Origin of the sequence: Stappia sediminis, assembly GCF_009826895.1 — a bacterium.
Classification (GTDB): domain Bacteria; phylum Pseudomonadota; class Alphaproteobacteria; order Rhizobiales; family Stappiaceae; genus Hongsoonwoonella; species Hongsoonwoonella sediminis.
Map to the genome: position 1 here is coordinate 395,522 of NZ_WUMV01000003.1, position 14,645 is coordinate 410,166.

The window sequence follows — 14,645 nt, forward strand, 5'->3', positions numbered from 1 at the left end:
CTCACTCTGCGGCGTCAAGCTTCTGAACGATCTCCCGGTAGCGGCGGCGATAGCGTGAGGGCGTGACGCCCGTCATGCGCTTGAAAAGCTTTCGAAAGAAGGCCGAATCCTCGTAACCGACTTCATAGGCGATCTCGTCCGCGGGAAGATCGCCGGTTTCCAGCATCTGCTTGGCTTCCTCGATCCTGAGCGTTTGCGCGTAATCGACGGGAGAATAGCCGGTCGCCTGTTTGAAGCGCCGCTTGAAGGTCCGCTCGGCAAGACCTGACCGGCGAACCATCTCGGCAACCGGATGGGGCCTTTGATAATTGTCCGCAAGCCAGCCCTGCGCCTCGGCGACGATGGCGTCCCCTTCCACGCGCGGCCGGATGAAGGCGGAATAGGGAAGCTGGCCTTCCGAATGATCGCCGAGAAGAAACATCTTCGCCGCCCTGATCGCCTCTTCCCGCCCGCAATAGCGCGCGATGAGATAAAGCGCGAGGTCGATCCAGGAAGACGCGCCGCCGCTCGTCACCACGCCATGCGCTTCCCCAGAGTGAACGAGAATGCGTTCGGGCCTCAGGCAGATGTTCGGATAACAGGTTTCCATCATGCCAGCCGCCGCCCAATGCGTCGTCGCTTCCTGCCCGTCAAGCAGCCCCGCCTCGGCGAGCAGCAGCGAGCCGGTGCACACCGATGAAACGAGCGTGCCGTTTTCGTGCATGCGGCGAATGAAGGCGGCGGCCTCCGGCCAGCGCCCCCGAGGGTCCATTCCGGAGACGATTTCGAGATCGGTCGCAATGAGGATATCGGAGCTTTCTATGTCGTCGAAAGCGGCATGCGGAGAAATGGGAATGCCCATTCCGGATTTAACCACACCGCCCGTCGGCGCGACGATCCTGACCTCGAAGCCCGCATGCGGCTCGCCCTCGCCGGTGACCGCCGGCCAGGCAAGTCCGACCGAAGACAGCACCTCGAAGAGAGAAAACAGGGCCGCCGGCGTCGTTTCCGGCAGGGCGATGAGGCAGACCGACACGGGCGTTCGAGCAATGCGCTGCACCGGATTTGTCCTCCCGATTGGCACGATCGGCCCGATTATGTCCCGATCGTCACTCAACCGCCAAGGCGTTTGCAAGCATGGTCCAGCCGCATTCGACAACGACAACAGGAGACCTGCCATGTCACTTGCACTGGACCAATTCGAGCCGAAAGAAACACTTGCCGCGGAGGCTTTTGCGGATCGTGTCTCCGAAATCCTGAACTACGGTGCGATAACCGTCATGATCTCGATCGGCCACAAGACCGGCCTTTTCGACACGCTTGCCCGATTGCCCGCCGCAACGAGCGCCGAAATCGCCTATGCCGCAGGCCTCGACGAACGCTACGTTCGGGAATGGCTTGCCGCGATGGTGACGGGCGGTATCGTTTCATACGAACCATCATCGGAAACCTATCGCCTGCCGGCAAGTCACGCGGCCTCGATCACCCGCTCCGGGGAGCTTGGGAACCTCGCCGTCTACGCCCAGACGATCGCCCTGCTCGGACAGGTCGAGGAACGTGTCATCGATTGTTTCGCAACGGGCGAAGGTACAACCTACTCCGACTATCCATGTTTCCATGACTTCATGGCCGAGGATAGCGGGCAGACGGTCGTCGCCCAGATCGATGGCCTTCTCGATACGCTGGCGCCGGATCTGAAAGTCCGCCTGGCCGGCGGGATTGACGTTCTCGACGCGGGTTGCGGGCGCGGCCTTGCCCTGATCGAGCTGGCAAGGCGCTATCCCGAAAGCCGGTTCGTCGGATACGACCTGTGCGCGGACGCGATCGAATTCGCCAAGACGGAAGCCCGTTCGAATGGCCTTGAGAACGTCCATTTCGAGAAGCGGGACCTTTCCGGATATGACGAGAAGGCGCGCTACGATTTCATCGCAAGTTTCGACGCGGTACACGATCAGAAGGACCCGGCTGCGCTCGTCCGCTCGCTCCATGGTGCGCTTAGGCCCGGCGGCGTCTATCTGATGCAGGACATCGCCGGATCGGCCAGGCTTGAGAACAACCTCGACTTTCCGATGGCCTCGTTCCTCTATGCCGTTTCCTGTTGCCATTGCATGCCCGTCTCGCTCGGGCAGGGCGGTGAAGGGCTCGGCACGATGTGGGGCTGGGAAACGGCGAAACGAACGCTGGAAGCGGCCGGCTTCGCATCGATCGAAAAGCACGTCTTCGATCACGACCCGCTCAATGTCTGGTTTGTGAGCCGCAAGGCCTGAAAGATATGAGCGCTGCACCTGAAACCGTCAGGCGCGGCGCTCCGCCACGAAATGCGCGATTGCCGAAAGCCGCGCGCCGTCTTCGCCGAGCGTCGACAAAAGGCCATCCGCCTCCCTGACAAGGTCCTTCACTGCATCGCGCGTCCAGTCGGCACCCTTGAGCGCGACGAGCGTAGCCTTTCCTGCTTCGATATCCTTGCCGGCGGTTTTCCCGAGGGTGGCGGTGTCGCTTTCCACGTCCAGAAGATCGTCGGCAAGCTGGAAGGCAAGGCCGATGAGCTCGCCGAAACGCGTCATTCGGGCAACGTCTTCCGGCTTTGCATCCGCAAGGAGTGCGCCTGTGCGCGTCGCGTAACGGATAAGGGCCCCGGTTTTCATCGACTGAAGCATGCGGATTTCGTCTTCGCTTCGCTCCCGGTTTTCAGATTCGAGATCGAGCATCTGGCCGCCCGCCATTCCGCCAAGGCCCGCGGCACGGGCAAGGTCGCGCGAAAGCGTGAGCCTTGTGCCGGCGTTGGCGTGGACGTCTTCATTCGCGATCAGGTCGAACGCTATGGTGAGCAGGGCATCGCCGGTCAATATTGCCGTGGCTTCGTCGAAAGCCTTGTGCACGGTTGGCCTGCCCCGGCGCATGTCGTCGTCATCCATCGCCGGAAGATCGTCATGCACCAGGGAGTAGCAATGCACGCATTCAAGCGCGCCTGCCGCCGTCACAACTCCCTGGTCCGTCCTGCCGAAGGCCTTTGCGGTTTCGATCATGAGGAGAGGGCGAAGTCGCTTGCCGCCGCCAAGCGCTGCATGACGCATCGCCTCGACGAGCCTTGGGGGGCGTTCACGTTCGCCGTCGTGGGGCCGGACGCCAAGCGCCGCGTCCAACCGCGCTTCCACGGCTCTTGCGGTGGCTTCGAAGAGGGTTTCGAGATCGATCGTCAATTTTCACTATCCGGATCACGGATCGCCATTGTCGTCTCAGTGATATGAAATTCGGCGGACGTCAACAGCGCCGTCCGGCTGTGGTAAGGGAATCGCACCGGGAGGCGAATTACCTTTACGATAAGCGCCTTAAGGTTGCCATGTGTATCATTTCGCCTCTATCTTAGCGAAAACTTGAATGGGGACTCCGCAACCATGTGGTTATTGGCGAACCTGTTACGCAGCTTCGTGAATCGTGGCCAGCTCAGAGTATTTGACGCTCATGGTGAGTTGCACGAGTTCGGACCCGGTACAAACGGTCCGACGGCAACCGTCCGGCTACACGATCGGAAGCTTGCCTATACCATCTTTCTCAATCCCGAACTTTATGGTCCCGAAGCGTATATGGACGGCCGGCTTACGCTGGAAGACGGCACCACGATTTACGATCTGCTCTATCTGCACTCGATCAATCTCGATGGTCTTTACGGCCATCCCGCGCAGGCTGCGCTGCACAGGCTCTGGATGGTCCTTCGCCGACAGCAGCAGAAGAACGATGTCGACCGGGCGAAAAAGCAAGCGCGTCATCATTACGATCTGAACACGGATTTCTACCGCCTGTTCCTTGACGACGGCCTCAATTATTCCTGTGCTTATTTCAACGATCCCGAGGACAGCCTGGAAGATGCGCAGGCGCTGAAGCTGGCGCGCCTCGTTGACAAGATGGCAATCGAACCGGGCATGAAAGTGCTCGAAATCGGCGGCGGCTGGGGCTCGCTCGCGATCGAGATGGCCAGGGCAGGCGCACATGTGACCTCGCTCAACGTTTCTCCGGAGCAGGTGGCGATTGCCGAAGAGCGCGTGAAGGATGCCGGCGTCGACGGGCGGGTAAACTTCGTTCTCAAGGATTATCGGGAGTTCGAAGGCCAGTTCGAAAGGGTTATCTCCGTCGGAATGATGGAGCACGTCGGCATTGGGCATCTTGAGGAATATTTCAGGAAGGTGAAGGAGGTGCTCGCACCCGGCGGGCATGCCGTCATTCATTCAATCGGGCGCAGTTCTCCGCCTGGAACGACAAGTCCCTTCATCCGCAAGTATATTTTCCCCGGCGGTTATGTGCCGGCACTGTCGGAAACCTTCGCGGCGCTGGAGCGGCTCGGCATATGGGTGTCCGATGTCGAGATTCTGAGATTGCACTACTACTACACGTTGCGGCATTGGCGCCGGCGCTTCGAGAGCAACCGGGAAAAGGCGCGCCGGATTTACGATGAACGCTTTTGCCGGATGTGGGAAACATACCTGATCGGCGCGGAGCTGAGTTTCCTCAACGACACGCATATGGTCTTCCAGCTGATTCTGTCGAATGAGCGTGACGCTGTCCCGATTGTGCGCAGGACATATGTCGGAGATGAACCAGTGGCGGCCGGTGTGCCGAAGGAACGGAGTGTCCGCGGTCTCAGGCCGCAACCTCTTCCGGCGCAATCGCCGCCGACAGAATAATTGCGATAAAAGCGTTTGAAACCTCGGGCCGCATAGACAGGAAACGGTATGGCCGTTTCCATGGAGATTGTGCGCCTGCGCACCGGACGTTATGCAAAAGCGAATATGCGGGCGCAGGCCTTGATGCGGATCTGACAGCGTTGATTATAGTTATCTTGAGTGCCTTGAGAGTTTCCGAAGGAAATGACCTTCGCCTTGCCCGCCATCTGGAGCAAATGCCGTGAGCAAGGCCGCCAAAGTCGCACCGCGAACCTCTCTTTCGCGCATTCGCAAATGGCTTGTTTGCATAGCGGTCGCGATCCTGCTTCTGCCCGTCGTACTCACTATCGTTTATGCCGTTGTGCCGCCTGTAAGCACGCTGATGCTTGCGCGATATGCGAGCTTTCTGTGGGTCGAGCGCACCTATGTGCCTCTGGAAAGCATTTCACCGCATTTGATCCGCTCGGTCGTTGCATCCGAAGACGCGAAATTCTGCATCCACAACGGCGTGGATTGGGAAGCGCTCGGCACACAGATCGAGGCGCTGGGCGAGGGTGAAAGCCCGCGCGGTGCATCGACGATCACGATGCAGCTGGCCAAGAACCTCTTCCTCTGGAACGACCGAAGCTATGTACGGAAGGGGCTTGAGCTGCCGCTCGCCTTGATGATCGATGCCATCCTCCCGAAGAGACGCATTCTGGAACTTTATCTGAATGTGGCGGAGTGGGGTGAAGGGATATTTGGGGCTGAAGCGGCTTCGCAAGCCTGGTTTGGCAAGCCCGCATCGAAACTTACGGCTCGCGAGGCCGCGCGCCTCGCCACCGCGCTTCCCAGCCCCTTGACCCGAAATCCGGCCAGCCCCGCGCCGGGACACGGACGCCTTGCCCGCACGAATCAGGCGCGCGCGCAGGCCGTCGGGCCACATGTGGAATGCATCTTTTCCGGCGGACGGGAATAGATGCGAAGAAATTTCGGCAAAGGGGATGGCAAAGCGCGGCTAGGTTCTGTATAACGCGCGCCATTCCTGCACCCTGCACGGACTTGCGCCCCGGGTTGTCCCGGTCCGGGTCAGGGACACGTTGCACGACGGAGAAAACAACAATGGCCGTTCCGAAGAGAAAAACATCGCGTATGAAGCGCGGCTTTCGTCGCTCCGCGGACGCCCTGAAGCAGCCGACCTACGTCGAGGACAAGGATTCGGGCGAACTTCGCCGCCCGCATCACATCGACCTCAAGACCGGCATGTACCGGGGCCGTCAGATCCTTCAGCCGAAGGACGACGTCTGAGCGAACAGGATTTCGATCGAGGCTTTGCCGCGCTCACGCGTTGCTTTCAAGCCGGTTCGAAATTACGAGAGGCTGGCCTTGTGCCGGCCTTTTCGTGTTTTCGGTTACGGCAAACGGTAAATGCTCCAGCATCATCGAAACGTCCCAAATCGACTATAATTCTCAATGCAGAATCGCTGTGCACCGCCGGAGATTTTCATGCCGATGATCGTATCCGTTCCGCTGACACTCGTGCCGCTGGCCGTTTACAACATCATTGCCTTCGGCGTTCTCGGGTCGTTTCCGGGAGATCCGTGGACCGCGCCGATCTTTACGGCCGAGTTGGTATCGGGCGCGCGGTTCACGCTGATTGTCGGCGACCTGATGATCATCGCCGGACTTGTCCTGCTTTTCGTGGAGATCCTCAAGGCGACACGAACCGGTGTGGTCGCCATGGTCGATCACATACTCTCCATGCTGGTCTTCGTCGCCTATCTCGTGGAGTTTCTTTCCGTGCGCGAAGCCGCAAACTCGGTTTTCTTCATCCTGACGGTGATCGCTCTCATCGATGTGATCGCGGGATTCAGTATAACGATCGCCGGCGCCCGCCGGGACATTGCCTTCGGGCAGGGTGATCCGCGTCTTTGATCCGGTTTTTCTGAAAATCTTAATCAAAACTTATAATTCGGCACGACATTCGCAACGCAATCGCCAAAGAGACACAAACCGTCCTGAAACGGGACGGGTCCGGAGGCGAAAATGCGTATCGACCCTATAGCCCGCACCAATGCGAGACAGGACGTCGCGCGCGAGAATACCGGCAGGGATGAAAACCTGAAGACTGCCGAACGGGTTTCTTCGCGCAAGAACCTCCCGGTTTCGACGTTTTCGGGAAAGACGGAGACAGCCGATCCTGCCGCCCCCTTCCGCCGGTATCGGCCGAATTCCGCGTTCCTCACTCAATTGATAGCGGTCAGGGAAGATTGGCCGGACGTTCGCGTGCGCAGAAGAACCGAACCTGAAGCGGCGATCAGGCTTTACCGGGAAACGGAAGCGAGCCCACGTCGTATGCAAGCCGGACGCACAATCGTGCTTTCGGCCTGATCGAGGACGGCGAGCAAAGCCCGCCGCCCTTTGCCATCGGCAATCGTCAATAGCCGGCGGCCATGCCGTCCTTGCGGGGGTCGGAGCCTCCTTCGAGAATGCCGCGCGCACGGTCGATACGGATCGCCTGAGCGCCTCCGATCGCGCCGGGGACACGCTCGACCGTGTGGCCGAGGGCGCGCAATCCATCCACGGTCGCTTCAGGCACGTAGCGTTCGGCGTGCAGTACATAGCTCTTTTCATCGAAGAACATGCGCGGCGCATCGATCGCTTCCTGAACGTCCATGCCAAAATCGGTGATATTGCCCAGCACATGGGCGTGGCCGCACGGCTGGTACCCCCCGCCCATGACACCGAAGGACAGATAAGGGCGGCCTTCGGAAAGAACCATCGCCGGAATGATCGTATGCAGCGGACGCTTGCCGCCTTCGATGGTGTTCGGATGGCCCGGCTCCAGCCGGAAGCAGGCGCCCCGGTTTTGCAGCAACACGCCGGACTTCGGCGCGGTGATCGCCGATCCGAAATCCTTGTAGACGGAGTTGATGAGCGAAACCGCCAGTCCATCCTTGTCGACGACGCTGAGATAAACCGTATCGGACCGAGGGCCGAGGACGCTCGGCGGTAGATCGGCGATCCTGGAGCCGGGGTCGACAAGGCCGGCAAGGCGGGCAATGTGATCGTCGCTCAGAAGCTCCGCCGGATCGTGAGGCATGAAGTCCGGGTCCGCCAGGAAACGGTCGCGAAGCGAATAGGCGATGCGGCCGGCCTCAAGCTCGAGGTGAAAACGCTGTGTTCCGTTCGGATCCAGTTTTTGAAGATCGAACTTTTCGAGAATGCCCAGCATGACGAGGGCGATGAAACCCTGGCCGTTGGGCGGCAGTTCCGCCACGGTCAGCCCCCGGTAGTCGCCGGTGACCGGCGTCATGTCGTCGACCTGCATCTCCGCCATGTCTTCCAGGGTCATCAGGCCACCCTTCGCACGCAGCGTAGCGACGATATCTTCGGCGACGGCGCCTTCGTAAAACGCGCCGGAGCCCTCCTCCGCTATGCGCTGAAGCGTGTCGGCGAGGGGCGCATGACGCATGATCTCACCGGTGCGTGGAGCCTTGCCATCGATGAGATAAGCGCTCTTCGAGCCTTCGTCGGCCGATAGCTTCTCGACATTTCTGGACCAGTCCAGCGCGACGCGGGGCGTTACCGCATAGCCTTCGCGGGCGTACTGGATCGCGCGTCCGAGAACGTCGCCGAGCGATTTCGTCCCGTGACGCTCAAGCATCGTTTCCCACGCGCGCACCGCTCCCGGCACGGTAACGGCGTGAGGCGAGGTCAGTTCGACCGACGACTCGCCGAGTTCGATCAGCTTTTTCGAACTTGCCGCCTTCGGCGCGCGTCCCGAGCCGTTGAGGCCATGGAGCTTTCCATCGGGTTCGGCGATGATCGCGAAACAATCGCCACCGATGCCGGTCATCTGCGGTTCGACCACGCATTGCACCGCGACGGCGGCAACCGCGGCATCCACGGCGTTTCCGCCAGCTTGTAGCGTCTCTATCGCCGCTGTTGTCGATAAGGGATGCGATGTCGCCGCCATTGCATTCGCCGCATAGACGGCCGAGCGTCCGGGGGCATGGAAATCGCGCATATCCGACCTCAATCCTGTTGTTGTTCGTTCCGGCCGGGAACGACTGTTTTTCGAAATTCAGACTGTCGCCGATCCTGCCGAACTGGTAGCCAGAACGGCAGGAACGAAAAGACATTAGCGTGTGGACCCTAAGGAGATAATCGCCGATGAGCAAACTCACTCTTTCCATGGCGGAAAAGGTGATTGCCGCCGCTTTCGCCAAGGGCGCGGAACTGAAACTCAAGCCGCTGACCGTTGCCGTTCTCGATGCCGGCGGGCATCTCGTCGCGCTTTCCCGGCAGGACGGCTCGTCGATCATGCGCCCGCAGATCGCGTCCGGCAAAGCCTATGGCGCTCTTGCCGTTGGAACCGGTACGCGCTGGCTCAACGCGAATGCCGAAACGCGGCCGCATTTCGTGCAGGCGCTTAACGGCGCCTCCGGTGGCGCCATCGTGCCTGTGCCGGGCGGCGTTCTCATCCGCGAGGGAGACGGCGGCGAAGTTCTCGGCGCGGTCGGCATCAGCGGCGATACGTCGGATAATGACGAGGCCGCCGCCGTTGCAGGTATCGAGGCTATCGGAAAGACATCGGACTGCGGCTGAGCTCGTTCGGACGGCCGCAGCGTGCCGCGCGGACATGCAGAATTCAGGACTTGTCGCCCGCAAGCGCGTCTATCTTCTTCTGCATGTCGGCAAGCTGCTTTTTCAGATCGTCGAGGTCGTCTGAAGATTCAGCACCCGGCTTCGCCGGTGCCTTGTCCTCGTCATCGCCAGCGCCGCCGAACGGCATGAACATGCGCATGGCGCGCTCGAACATCTCCGTATTTCGCTTGACCTGCTCTTCCATCGCATCGAGAGCCGTGGCGCCAAAGGCCTGCGACATCTGTTCGCGGAACTTGTCCTGTTCCTTCGTCAGCGCCGACATGGAGAATTCCAGGTAGCTCGGCACGACATTCTGCAGGCTGTCGCCGTAAAACCTTATCAATTGACGCAGGAAAGCGATCGGCAGGAGGTTCTGCCCCTTGTTCTCCTGCTCGAAGATGATCTGGGTCAGAACCGACCGGGTGATGTCCTCGCCGCTCTTGGCATCGAAGACGATGAAATCCTCCTCGTCCTTCACCATCACCGCCAGGTCTTCCAGCGTGACATAGGTACTTGTTCCGGTGTTGTAGAGACGCCGGTTGGCATATTTCTTTATGACTGTCGGCTCTTTCGTCTTGGCCATGTTTCTTAGGATCCGATCCTGCTCGTTCCAGGCGTTTCGTTTGGCAGGTCCGGGCCAGACCAAAGCCGGCCGTCCTGCATCCTCCTTGGTCACGATAAGCTAATCTTGGTCGTCGGCACCATAGTTTTTAAATATCTTTTCGGTGCGGGTTTTTCGAACGCGACCATCGGCGAATGACGTCGTCAAGGGGCCGTGAAATGACGGAGCGCATGCAACCGGACAAAGGCTGCCGGAAGACTTGAGCGGCGAAGGGCGCTCACATCCGGTTGACTAAGTCGGGCCGACGGTCTCTAGTCGAAGGGATGGGTGCGTTGCGATAGAAAGACTAAGGGGGCGGCGCACCCTCGTCCCGGGAGGACACCATTGCGGAGGTTTTCATGAGCGCTTCAAATGACATTGTGATTGTGGGCGCCGCGCGCACGCCAGTCGGATCGTTCAACGGATCGTTTGCCAATATGCCGGCGCATGAACTCGGTGCCGTTGCGATCAAGGCGGCGCTCGACAGATCAAAGGTCGACGCAGCGGAAGTCGACGAGCTCGTGTTCGGCCAGGTTCTGACGGCCGGGCAAGGACAGAACCCGGCCCGCCAGGCGGCGATCGCCGCCGGTCTTCCGGAAAGCTCCACCGCCTGGGTGCTCAATCAGGTCTGCGGGTCGGGCCTGCGCACCGTCGCGATCGGCATGCAGCAGATTGCCAACGGCGATGCATCGATCATCGTTGCCGGCGGCCAGGAGAACATGACGATGTCGCCGCATTGCGCACATCTTCGTGCCGGCCACAAGATGGGCGACTACAAGATGATCGACACCATGATCAAGGACGGCCTCTGGGACGCCTTCAACGGCTACCACATGGGCCAGACGGCGGAAAACGTAGCCCAAAAGTTCCAGGTGTCGCGTGATACGCAGGACGAATTCGCGCTGGCTTCGCAGAACAAGGCCGAGGCCGCACAGAAGGCGGGGCGTTTCAAGGACGAGATCGTTCCGGTCACCGTCAAGGAACGCAAGGGCGAGAAGATCGTCGAGGACGATGAGTATATTCGCCACGGTGCGACGCTCGACAGCATGACCAAGCTGCGCCCGGCTTTCACGAAAGACGGCAGCGTCACGGCCGGCAATGCGTCGGGCATCAACGACGGCGCGGCCGCTCTCGTCCTCATGACGGCGCAAGAAGCTTCCAGACGTGGCCTCACGCCGCTTGCGCGCATCGCGTCCTGGGCGACCGCGGGCGTCGATCCTTCGATCATGGGTACCGGGCCGATTCCGTCTTCGCGCAAGGCGCTGGAAAAGGCCGGATGGAAGGTCGACGATCTCGACCTCGTCGAGGCGAACGAGGCATTCGCCGCCCAGGCCTGTGCGGTCAACAACGATCTGGGATGGAACACCGATATCGTGAATGTGAACGGAGGCGCGATCGCCATCGGCCACCCGATCGGAGCCTCGGGCGCGCGTATCCTGGTGACGCTCCTGCATGAGATGGGCAAGCGCGATGCGAAGAAGGGCCTTGCCACGCTTTGCATCGGCGGCGGCATGGGCATTGCCCTTTGCGTTGAGCGGTAAGGCGGAAATAGCCTTTCGTATCAGCCGGGTTTGACAAAAATCATGGCGGGGGCGCAGCGCTCCCGCCAAAAGGGCCGGGTCTTCGATACCCGGCAAACAATCAGCCTTCAGGGGGAAACGGAATGAGTAACGTTGCGATCGTCACGGGCGGCACACGCGGCATCGGCGCCGCGATCTCCAAGGGACTGAAGGATGCCGGCTACACGGTGGCCGCGACCTATGCCGGCAACACGCAAGCAGCGGAAGCCTTCAAGGCCGAAACGGGTATCCACGTCTACAAGTGGGATGTCTCGGATCCGGAAGCTTGTGCCGAAGGTGTCGGCAAGGTCGTCTCCGATCTGGGCGCGGTCGAGGTGCTGGTGAACAATGCGGGCATCACGCGTGACGGCTGGTTCCACAAGATGGACTACGAAAGCTGGTCGGCGGTGATCCGCACCAATCTCGACAGCATGTTCACGATGACGCGGCCCGTGATCGAGGGAATGCGCGAACGCGGCCACGGCCGCATCATCAATATTTCCTCCATCAACGGCCAGAAGGGCCAGCTCGGCCAGGCGAACTATTCCGCCGCCAAAGCTGGCGTGATCGGCTTCACCAAGGCGCTTGCGCAGGAAAATGCCCGCAAGGGCATCACCGTGAATGCGATATGCCCCGGCTATATCGATACCGACATGGTGGCGGCGGTTCCCGAAAAAGTGCTTGAGGGCATCATCTCCGGCATCCCGGTCGGACGTCTCGGCAAGGCGGAGGAAATTGCTGCCGCCGTTCGTTATCTGGCTTCCAACGAAGCCGGCTTCATGACGGGCGCGGTCATGTCGATCAACGGTGGCCAGTATTACGCCAACGGCTGATCGCGGCCAATATTGGAAACGCTTGGGGCGCCTTCTGGCGCCCCTTTTTGTTTGCGGGCGAACGTGGCCGTGCAGCCGGTGTCGCTGTTAATTCCCGCGGCTGAGGATATAGCTTGCGAGATTTGAAATTTCGCGATTGGTCAGGCTCATGTCCGGCATTTTCGGGTGCGGATCCGCCAGGAAGCCGGTCAGTGTCGCTTCGTTGAAACCGCGTGTCTTGGCAATTTCCGTGAAGCTCGGCACGGCTTCCGTTCCGTTCGTCTGGTCATCGGCGACCACATGGCAGGCCGCGCACCACTGCCGTGCAAGGCGCTCGCCGTCGGCCGGGTCGCCTGCCGCCTGTACATTCGTGATCGAAGCCGGAAGAATGACAAGCAACGCAATAGCGATCTTCAGTTCGCTCAAGAGGCGCGAGCGGAATTTTACCTTGCCGGGCAGATGCATTTCGGGACTCCATTGCCGAACGGAACAACAAGCGAAATTTCTCATCAAGGGTAGCCTGCGACAGACGCTCGCGACAGACTGGGATTTCCCCGATGCCGCAAATTTTCCCAAACGAAGGATGAGGAAGGGCTGTTCATGAAATCGCTGACCAGAAAATTTGTCGGTGCCCTTGCAATCCTCGGAATTGCGCTTGCACCCTCCCCCGCTTTTACACAGTCGACGCCGATACTTTCCGGCCTCGATCGGTTTCATCCAGTTTTTGCGCAAAATGGCATGGTCGCCAGCCAGGAGGAAATCGCGACGAAAGTCGGTGTCGATATCCTGAAGGCAGGTGGCAATGCGGTGGATGCTGCCGTGGCCGTCGGCTTCGCGCTTGCGGTTACCCTGCCCCGGGCCGGCAATCTGGGCGGCGGCGGCTTCATGATCGTCCATATGGCGGATACGGCCGAGACGCTGGCGCTCGACTATCGCGAAATGGCGCCCGCGGCTGCTTTTCGGGACATGTTCCTGGACAAGGAAGGCAATGCCGACAGCGAGAAGTCCCGATTTTCAGGTTTGGGCGTTGGCGTGCCCGGAACGGTGATGGGATTATTCGAAGCCCACCGGCGGTTCGGCAGCGGGAAACTTTCGCTGGCTGAAGTGATTGGCCCGGCTATCGAACTCGCGCGAAACGGCTTTCCGGTTTCCGATGATCTTTCCGGCTCTCTCAAGCAGGTATTTCCGCAGCTTTCCAAGGATGAAGCCGCGCGCGGCGTTTTTTACAAGCCCGGCGGCTTTTATGAGCCTGGCGATATCCTGAAGCAGCCGGATCTTGCGAATACGCTGGAGAAGATCGCCCAAGAAGGGCCATCGGCGTTTTACGAGGGCGAAGTTGCCCGGCAAATTGCCGAGCGAGTCCAGGCCGGCGGAGGGATGATGACCGTCGAAGACCTGCAAAGTTACAAAACCGTCTGGCGCGAACCCGTTACCGGCACCTATCGCAATTATGAGATCGCCTCCATGCCACCGCCTTCCTCGGGCGGCGTGCATATTGTCGAAATCCTGAACATGCTGCAGCCCTTCGATATTGCTTCCAGCGGCCATAACTCCGCCAAGACAATCCATGTCATGGCCGAAGCCATGACGCGTGCTTATGCGGACCGCTCCGAATATCTTGGCGATCCCGATTTCGTGGACGTGCCGGTGAAGGGGTTGACCTCGCCCGATTATGCGGAAGCGAGGATGCGCGATTTCAACCCCGGGACCGCATCGGATTCCGCGCAAATAAAGCCTGGCGATCCAACACCTTACGAAAGTAGCGAAACGACGCATTTTTCGGTGGTCGATGCCAAAGGCAACGCCGTTTCGAACACCTATACGCTCAATTTCTCCTACGGCGTGCGGATGATGGCACCTGGAACCGGGGTCCTGCTCAACAACGAGCTTGATGATTTTTCCGCAAAACCCGGCGTGCCGAACGCCTATGGGCTGATCGGCGGTGATGCGAATGCCGTCGAGGCGCGCAAGCGCCCCCTTTCTTCGATGAGCCCGACAATCGTTTTTCGCGATGGCAAGCCCTTCCTCGTGACGGGTTCGCCGGGCGGTAGCCGGATCATCACGACCGTTTTGCAGATCATCATGAATGTGATCGACCACGGAATGAATATTGCTGAAGCGACGGCGGCTCCCCGAATCCATCACCAGTGGCTGCCCGACGAAATCCGTATCGAAGAAGGGATTTCGCCCGACACGATCGAGAAACTCCAGGAGATGGGCCACACGGTCGCGGTCAAGAATGCAATGGGCTCCACGCAATCCATACTGATTGGGGAGGACTTTCTGCGCGGGGCCAGCGACCCGCGCAGGCAGGGATCGCTGGCCGCCGGATTTTGAGATGGTGACCTGGAGCATATCCCGCCAAATCTGAATCGGATTTGGCGGGATAAGCCTCAACATATTGATC

15 protein-coding genes are annotated in these 14,645 nt (G+C 60.1%); 10 read left to right on the forward strand and 5 right to left on the reverse strand.

The genetic code is table 11. The features are described from left to right. Position 1 precedes the first annotated feature (1 nt). Positions 2–1,039, reverse strand: a complete 1,038-nt coding sequence (locus tag GR183_RS08675; RefSeq protein WP_312846802.1) for a GlxA family transcriptional regulator — start codon at positions 1,037–1,039, stop codon at positions 2–4. Between the two features lie 118 nt (positions 1,040–1,157). Here GR183_RS08675 and GR183_RS08680 point away from each other — a divergent pair, with 118 nt between their 5' ends. Continuing rightward, entirely contained in the window at positions 1,158–2,246 is a 1,089-nt protein-coding gene (locus GR183_RS08680; RefSeq protein ID WP_160775212.1) for a class I SAM-dependent methyltransferase, read from the forward strand. 27 nt (positions 2,247–2,273) lie between these two features. Here GR183_RS08680 and GR183_RS08685 read toward each other — a convergent pair whose 3' ends face one another. Further along, positions 2,274–3,179 (reverse strand): polyprenyl synthetase family protein, encoded by a 906-nt coding sequence (locus GR183_RS08685; RefSeq protein WP_160775213.1) that lies wholly within the window; start codon positions 3,177–3,179, stop codon positions 2,274–2,276. A gap of 195 nt (positions 3,180–3,374) precedes the next feature. On the opposite strand from GR183_RS08685, the gene GR183_RS08690 reads away from it, so the two are divergent. The 5 genes from GR183_RS08690 (at position 3,375) to GR183_RS08710 (ending at position 7,007) form a co-directional block, all read left to right on the forward strand. Further along, positions 3,375–4,658, forward strand: coding sequence for an SAM-dependent methyltransferase (locus GR183_RS08690; protein WP_160775214.1), 1,284 nt, complete (start codon positions 3,375–3,377; stop codon positions 4,656–4,658). Between the two features lie 220 nt (positions 4,659–4,878). Continuing rightward, entirely contained in the window at positions 4,879–5,595 is a 717-nt protein-coding gene (gene mtgA / locus GR183_RS08695) for a monofunctional biosynthetic peptidoglycan transglycosylase (protein ID WP_160775215.1), read from the forward strand. A 143-nt stretch (positions 5,596–5,738) separates the two neighbouring features. Further along, on the forward strand, positions 5,739–5,924 hold the full coding sequence (gene rpmF, locus GR183_RS08700; protein ID WP_160775216.1) for a 50S ribosomal protein L32: 186 nt from the start codon (positions 5,739–5,741) through the stop codon (positions 5,922–5,924). Between the two features lie 198 nt (positions 5,925–6,122). Further along, positions 6,123–6,551: a hypothetical protein gene (locus tag GR183_RS08705; protein ID WP_202395930.1), complete on the forward strand. Its 429-nt coding sequence runs from the start codon at positions 6,123–6,125 to the stop codon at positions 6,549–6,551. A 111-nt stretch (positions 6,552–6,662) separates the two neighbouring features. Further along, positions 6,663–7,007, forward strand: coding sequence for a hypothetical protein (locus GR183_RS08710; RefSeq protein WP_160775217.1), 345 nt, complete (start codon positions 6,663–6,665; stop codon positions 7,005–7,007). Positions 7,008–7,053: 46 nt separating this feature from the next. Here GR183_RS08710 and ggt (GR183_RS08715) read toward each other — a convergent pair whose 3' ends face one another. Further along, entirely contained in the window at positions 7,054–8,646 is a 1,593-nt protein-coding gene (gene ggt / locus GR183_RS08715) for a gamma-glutamyltransferase (protein WP_160775218.1), read from the reverse strand. Positions 8,647–8,792: 146 nt separating this feature from the next. Between ggt (GR183_RS08715) and GR183_RS08720 the strand changes: the two genes are divergently transcribed. Beyond that, positions 8,793–9,227 (forward strand): GlcG/HbpS family heme-binding protein, encoded by a 435-nt coding sequence (locus tag GR183_RS08720; RefSeq protein ID WP_160775219.1) that lies wholly within the window; start codon positions 8,793–8,795, stop codon positions 9,225–9,227. A gap of 43 nt (positions 9,228–9,270) precedes the next feature. On the opposite strand, the gene phaR is transcribed toward GR183_RS08720, so the two are convergent. After that, positions 9,271–9,849, reverse strand: coding sequence for a polyhydroxyalkanoate synthesis repressor PhaR (gene phaR, locus GR183_RS08725; RefSeq protein WP_160775220.1), 579 nt, complete (start codon positions 9,847–9,849; stop codon positions 9,271–9,273). A gap of 377 nt (positions 9,850–10,226) precedes the next feature. Between phaR and GR183_RS08730 the strand changes: the two genes are divergently transcribed. After that, positions 10,227–11,408 carry an acetyl-CoA C-acetyltransferase gene (locus GR183_RS08730; RefSeq protein WP_160775221.1) on the forward strand — a complete coding sequence of 394 codons (1,182 nt, stop codon included), beginning with the start codon at positions 10,227–10,229 and terminating at the stop codon, positions 11,406–11,408. Between the two features lie 122 nt (positions 11,409–11,530). Further along, entirely contained in the window at positions 11,531–12,259 is a 729-nt protein-coding gene (phbB, locus tag GR183_RS08735; RefSeq protein ID WP_160775222.1) for an acetoacetyl-CoA reductase, read from the forward strand. A gap of 87 nt (positions 12,260–12,346) precedes the next feature. Here the strand turns inward: phbB and GR183_RS21785 are convergent, their stop codons facing one another. Continuing rightward, a complete protein-coding gene (locus GR183_RS21785; protein ID WP_208999835.1) occupies positions 12,347–12,955 on the reverse strand; it encodes a c-type cytochrome in 609 nt (202 codons plus the stop codon). Here GR183_RS21785 and ggt (GR183_RS08745) point away from each other — a divergent pair. Further along, the gene (gene ggt / locus GR183_RS08745; protein ID WP_160775223.1) at positions 12,839–14,575 is read left to right on the forward strand and encodes a gamma-glutamyltransferase; all 1,737 of its coding nucleotides are present in this window, start codon (positions 12,839–12,841) and stop codon (positions 14,573–14,575) included. The two genes, GR183_RS21785 and ggt (GR183_RS08745), sit on opposite strands and share 117 nt — an antisense overlap. Positions 14,576–14,645: the final 70 nt, after the last annotated feature.

Bases quoted from the DNA above. Each gene is read 5' to 3' on its own strand.
- GR183_RS21785 (WP_208999835.1), bottom strand. From the start codon at position 12,955: ATGAAACCGATCGAGGCCGGAAAGTATCGGCGTCGACTGTGTAAAAGC.
- ggt (WP_160775223.1), top strand. From the start codon at position 12,839: ATGAAATCGCTGACCAGAAAATTTGTCGGTGCCCTTGCAATCCTCGGA.
- GR183_RS08710 (WP_160775217.1), top strand. From the start codon at position 6,663: ATGCGTATCGACCCTATAGCCCGCACCAATGCGAGACAGGACGTCGCG.
- rpmF (WP_160775216.1), top strand. From the start codon at position 5,739: ATGGCCGTTCCGAAGAGAAAAACATCGCGTATGAAGCGCGGCTTTCGT.
- phaR (WP_160775220.1), bottom strand. From the start codon at position 9,849: ATGGCCAAGACGAAAGAGCCGACAGTCATAAAGAAATATGCCAACCGG.
- GR183_RS08730 (WP_160775221.1), top strand. From the start codon at position 10,227: ATGAGCGCTTCAAATGACATTGTGATTGTGGGCGCCGCGCGCACGCCA.
- GR183_RS08720 (WP_160775219.1), top strand. From the start codon at position 8,793: ATGAGCAAACTCACTCTTTCCATGGCGGAAAAGGTGATTGCCGCCGCT.
- ggt (WP_160775218.1), bottom strand. From the start codon at position 8,646: ATGCGCGATTTCCATGCCCCCGGACGCTCGGCCGTCTATGCGGCGAAT.
- GR183_RS08705 (WP_202395930.1), top strand. From the start codon at position 6,123: ATGCCGATGATCGTATCCGTTCCGCTGACACTCGTGCCGCTGGCCGTT.
- phbB (WP_160775222.1), top strand. From the start codon at position 11,531: ATGAGTAACGTTGCGATCGTCACGGGCGGCACACGCGGCATCGGCGCC.
- GR183_RS08690 (WP_160775214.1), top strand. From the start codon at position 3,375: ATGTGGTTATTGGCGAACCTGTTACGCAGCTTCGTGAATCGTGGCCAG.
- GR183_RS08680 (WP_160775212.1), top strand. From the start codon at position 1,158: ATGTCACTTGCACTGGACCAATTCGAGCCGAAAGAAACACTTGCCGCG.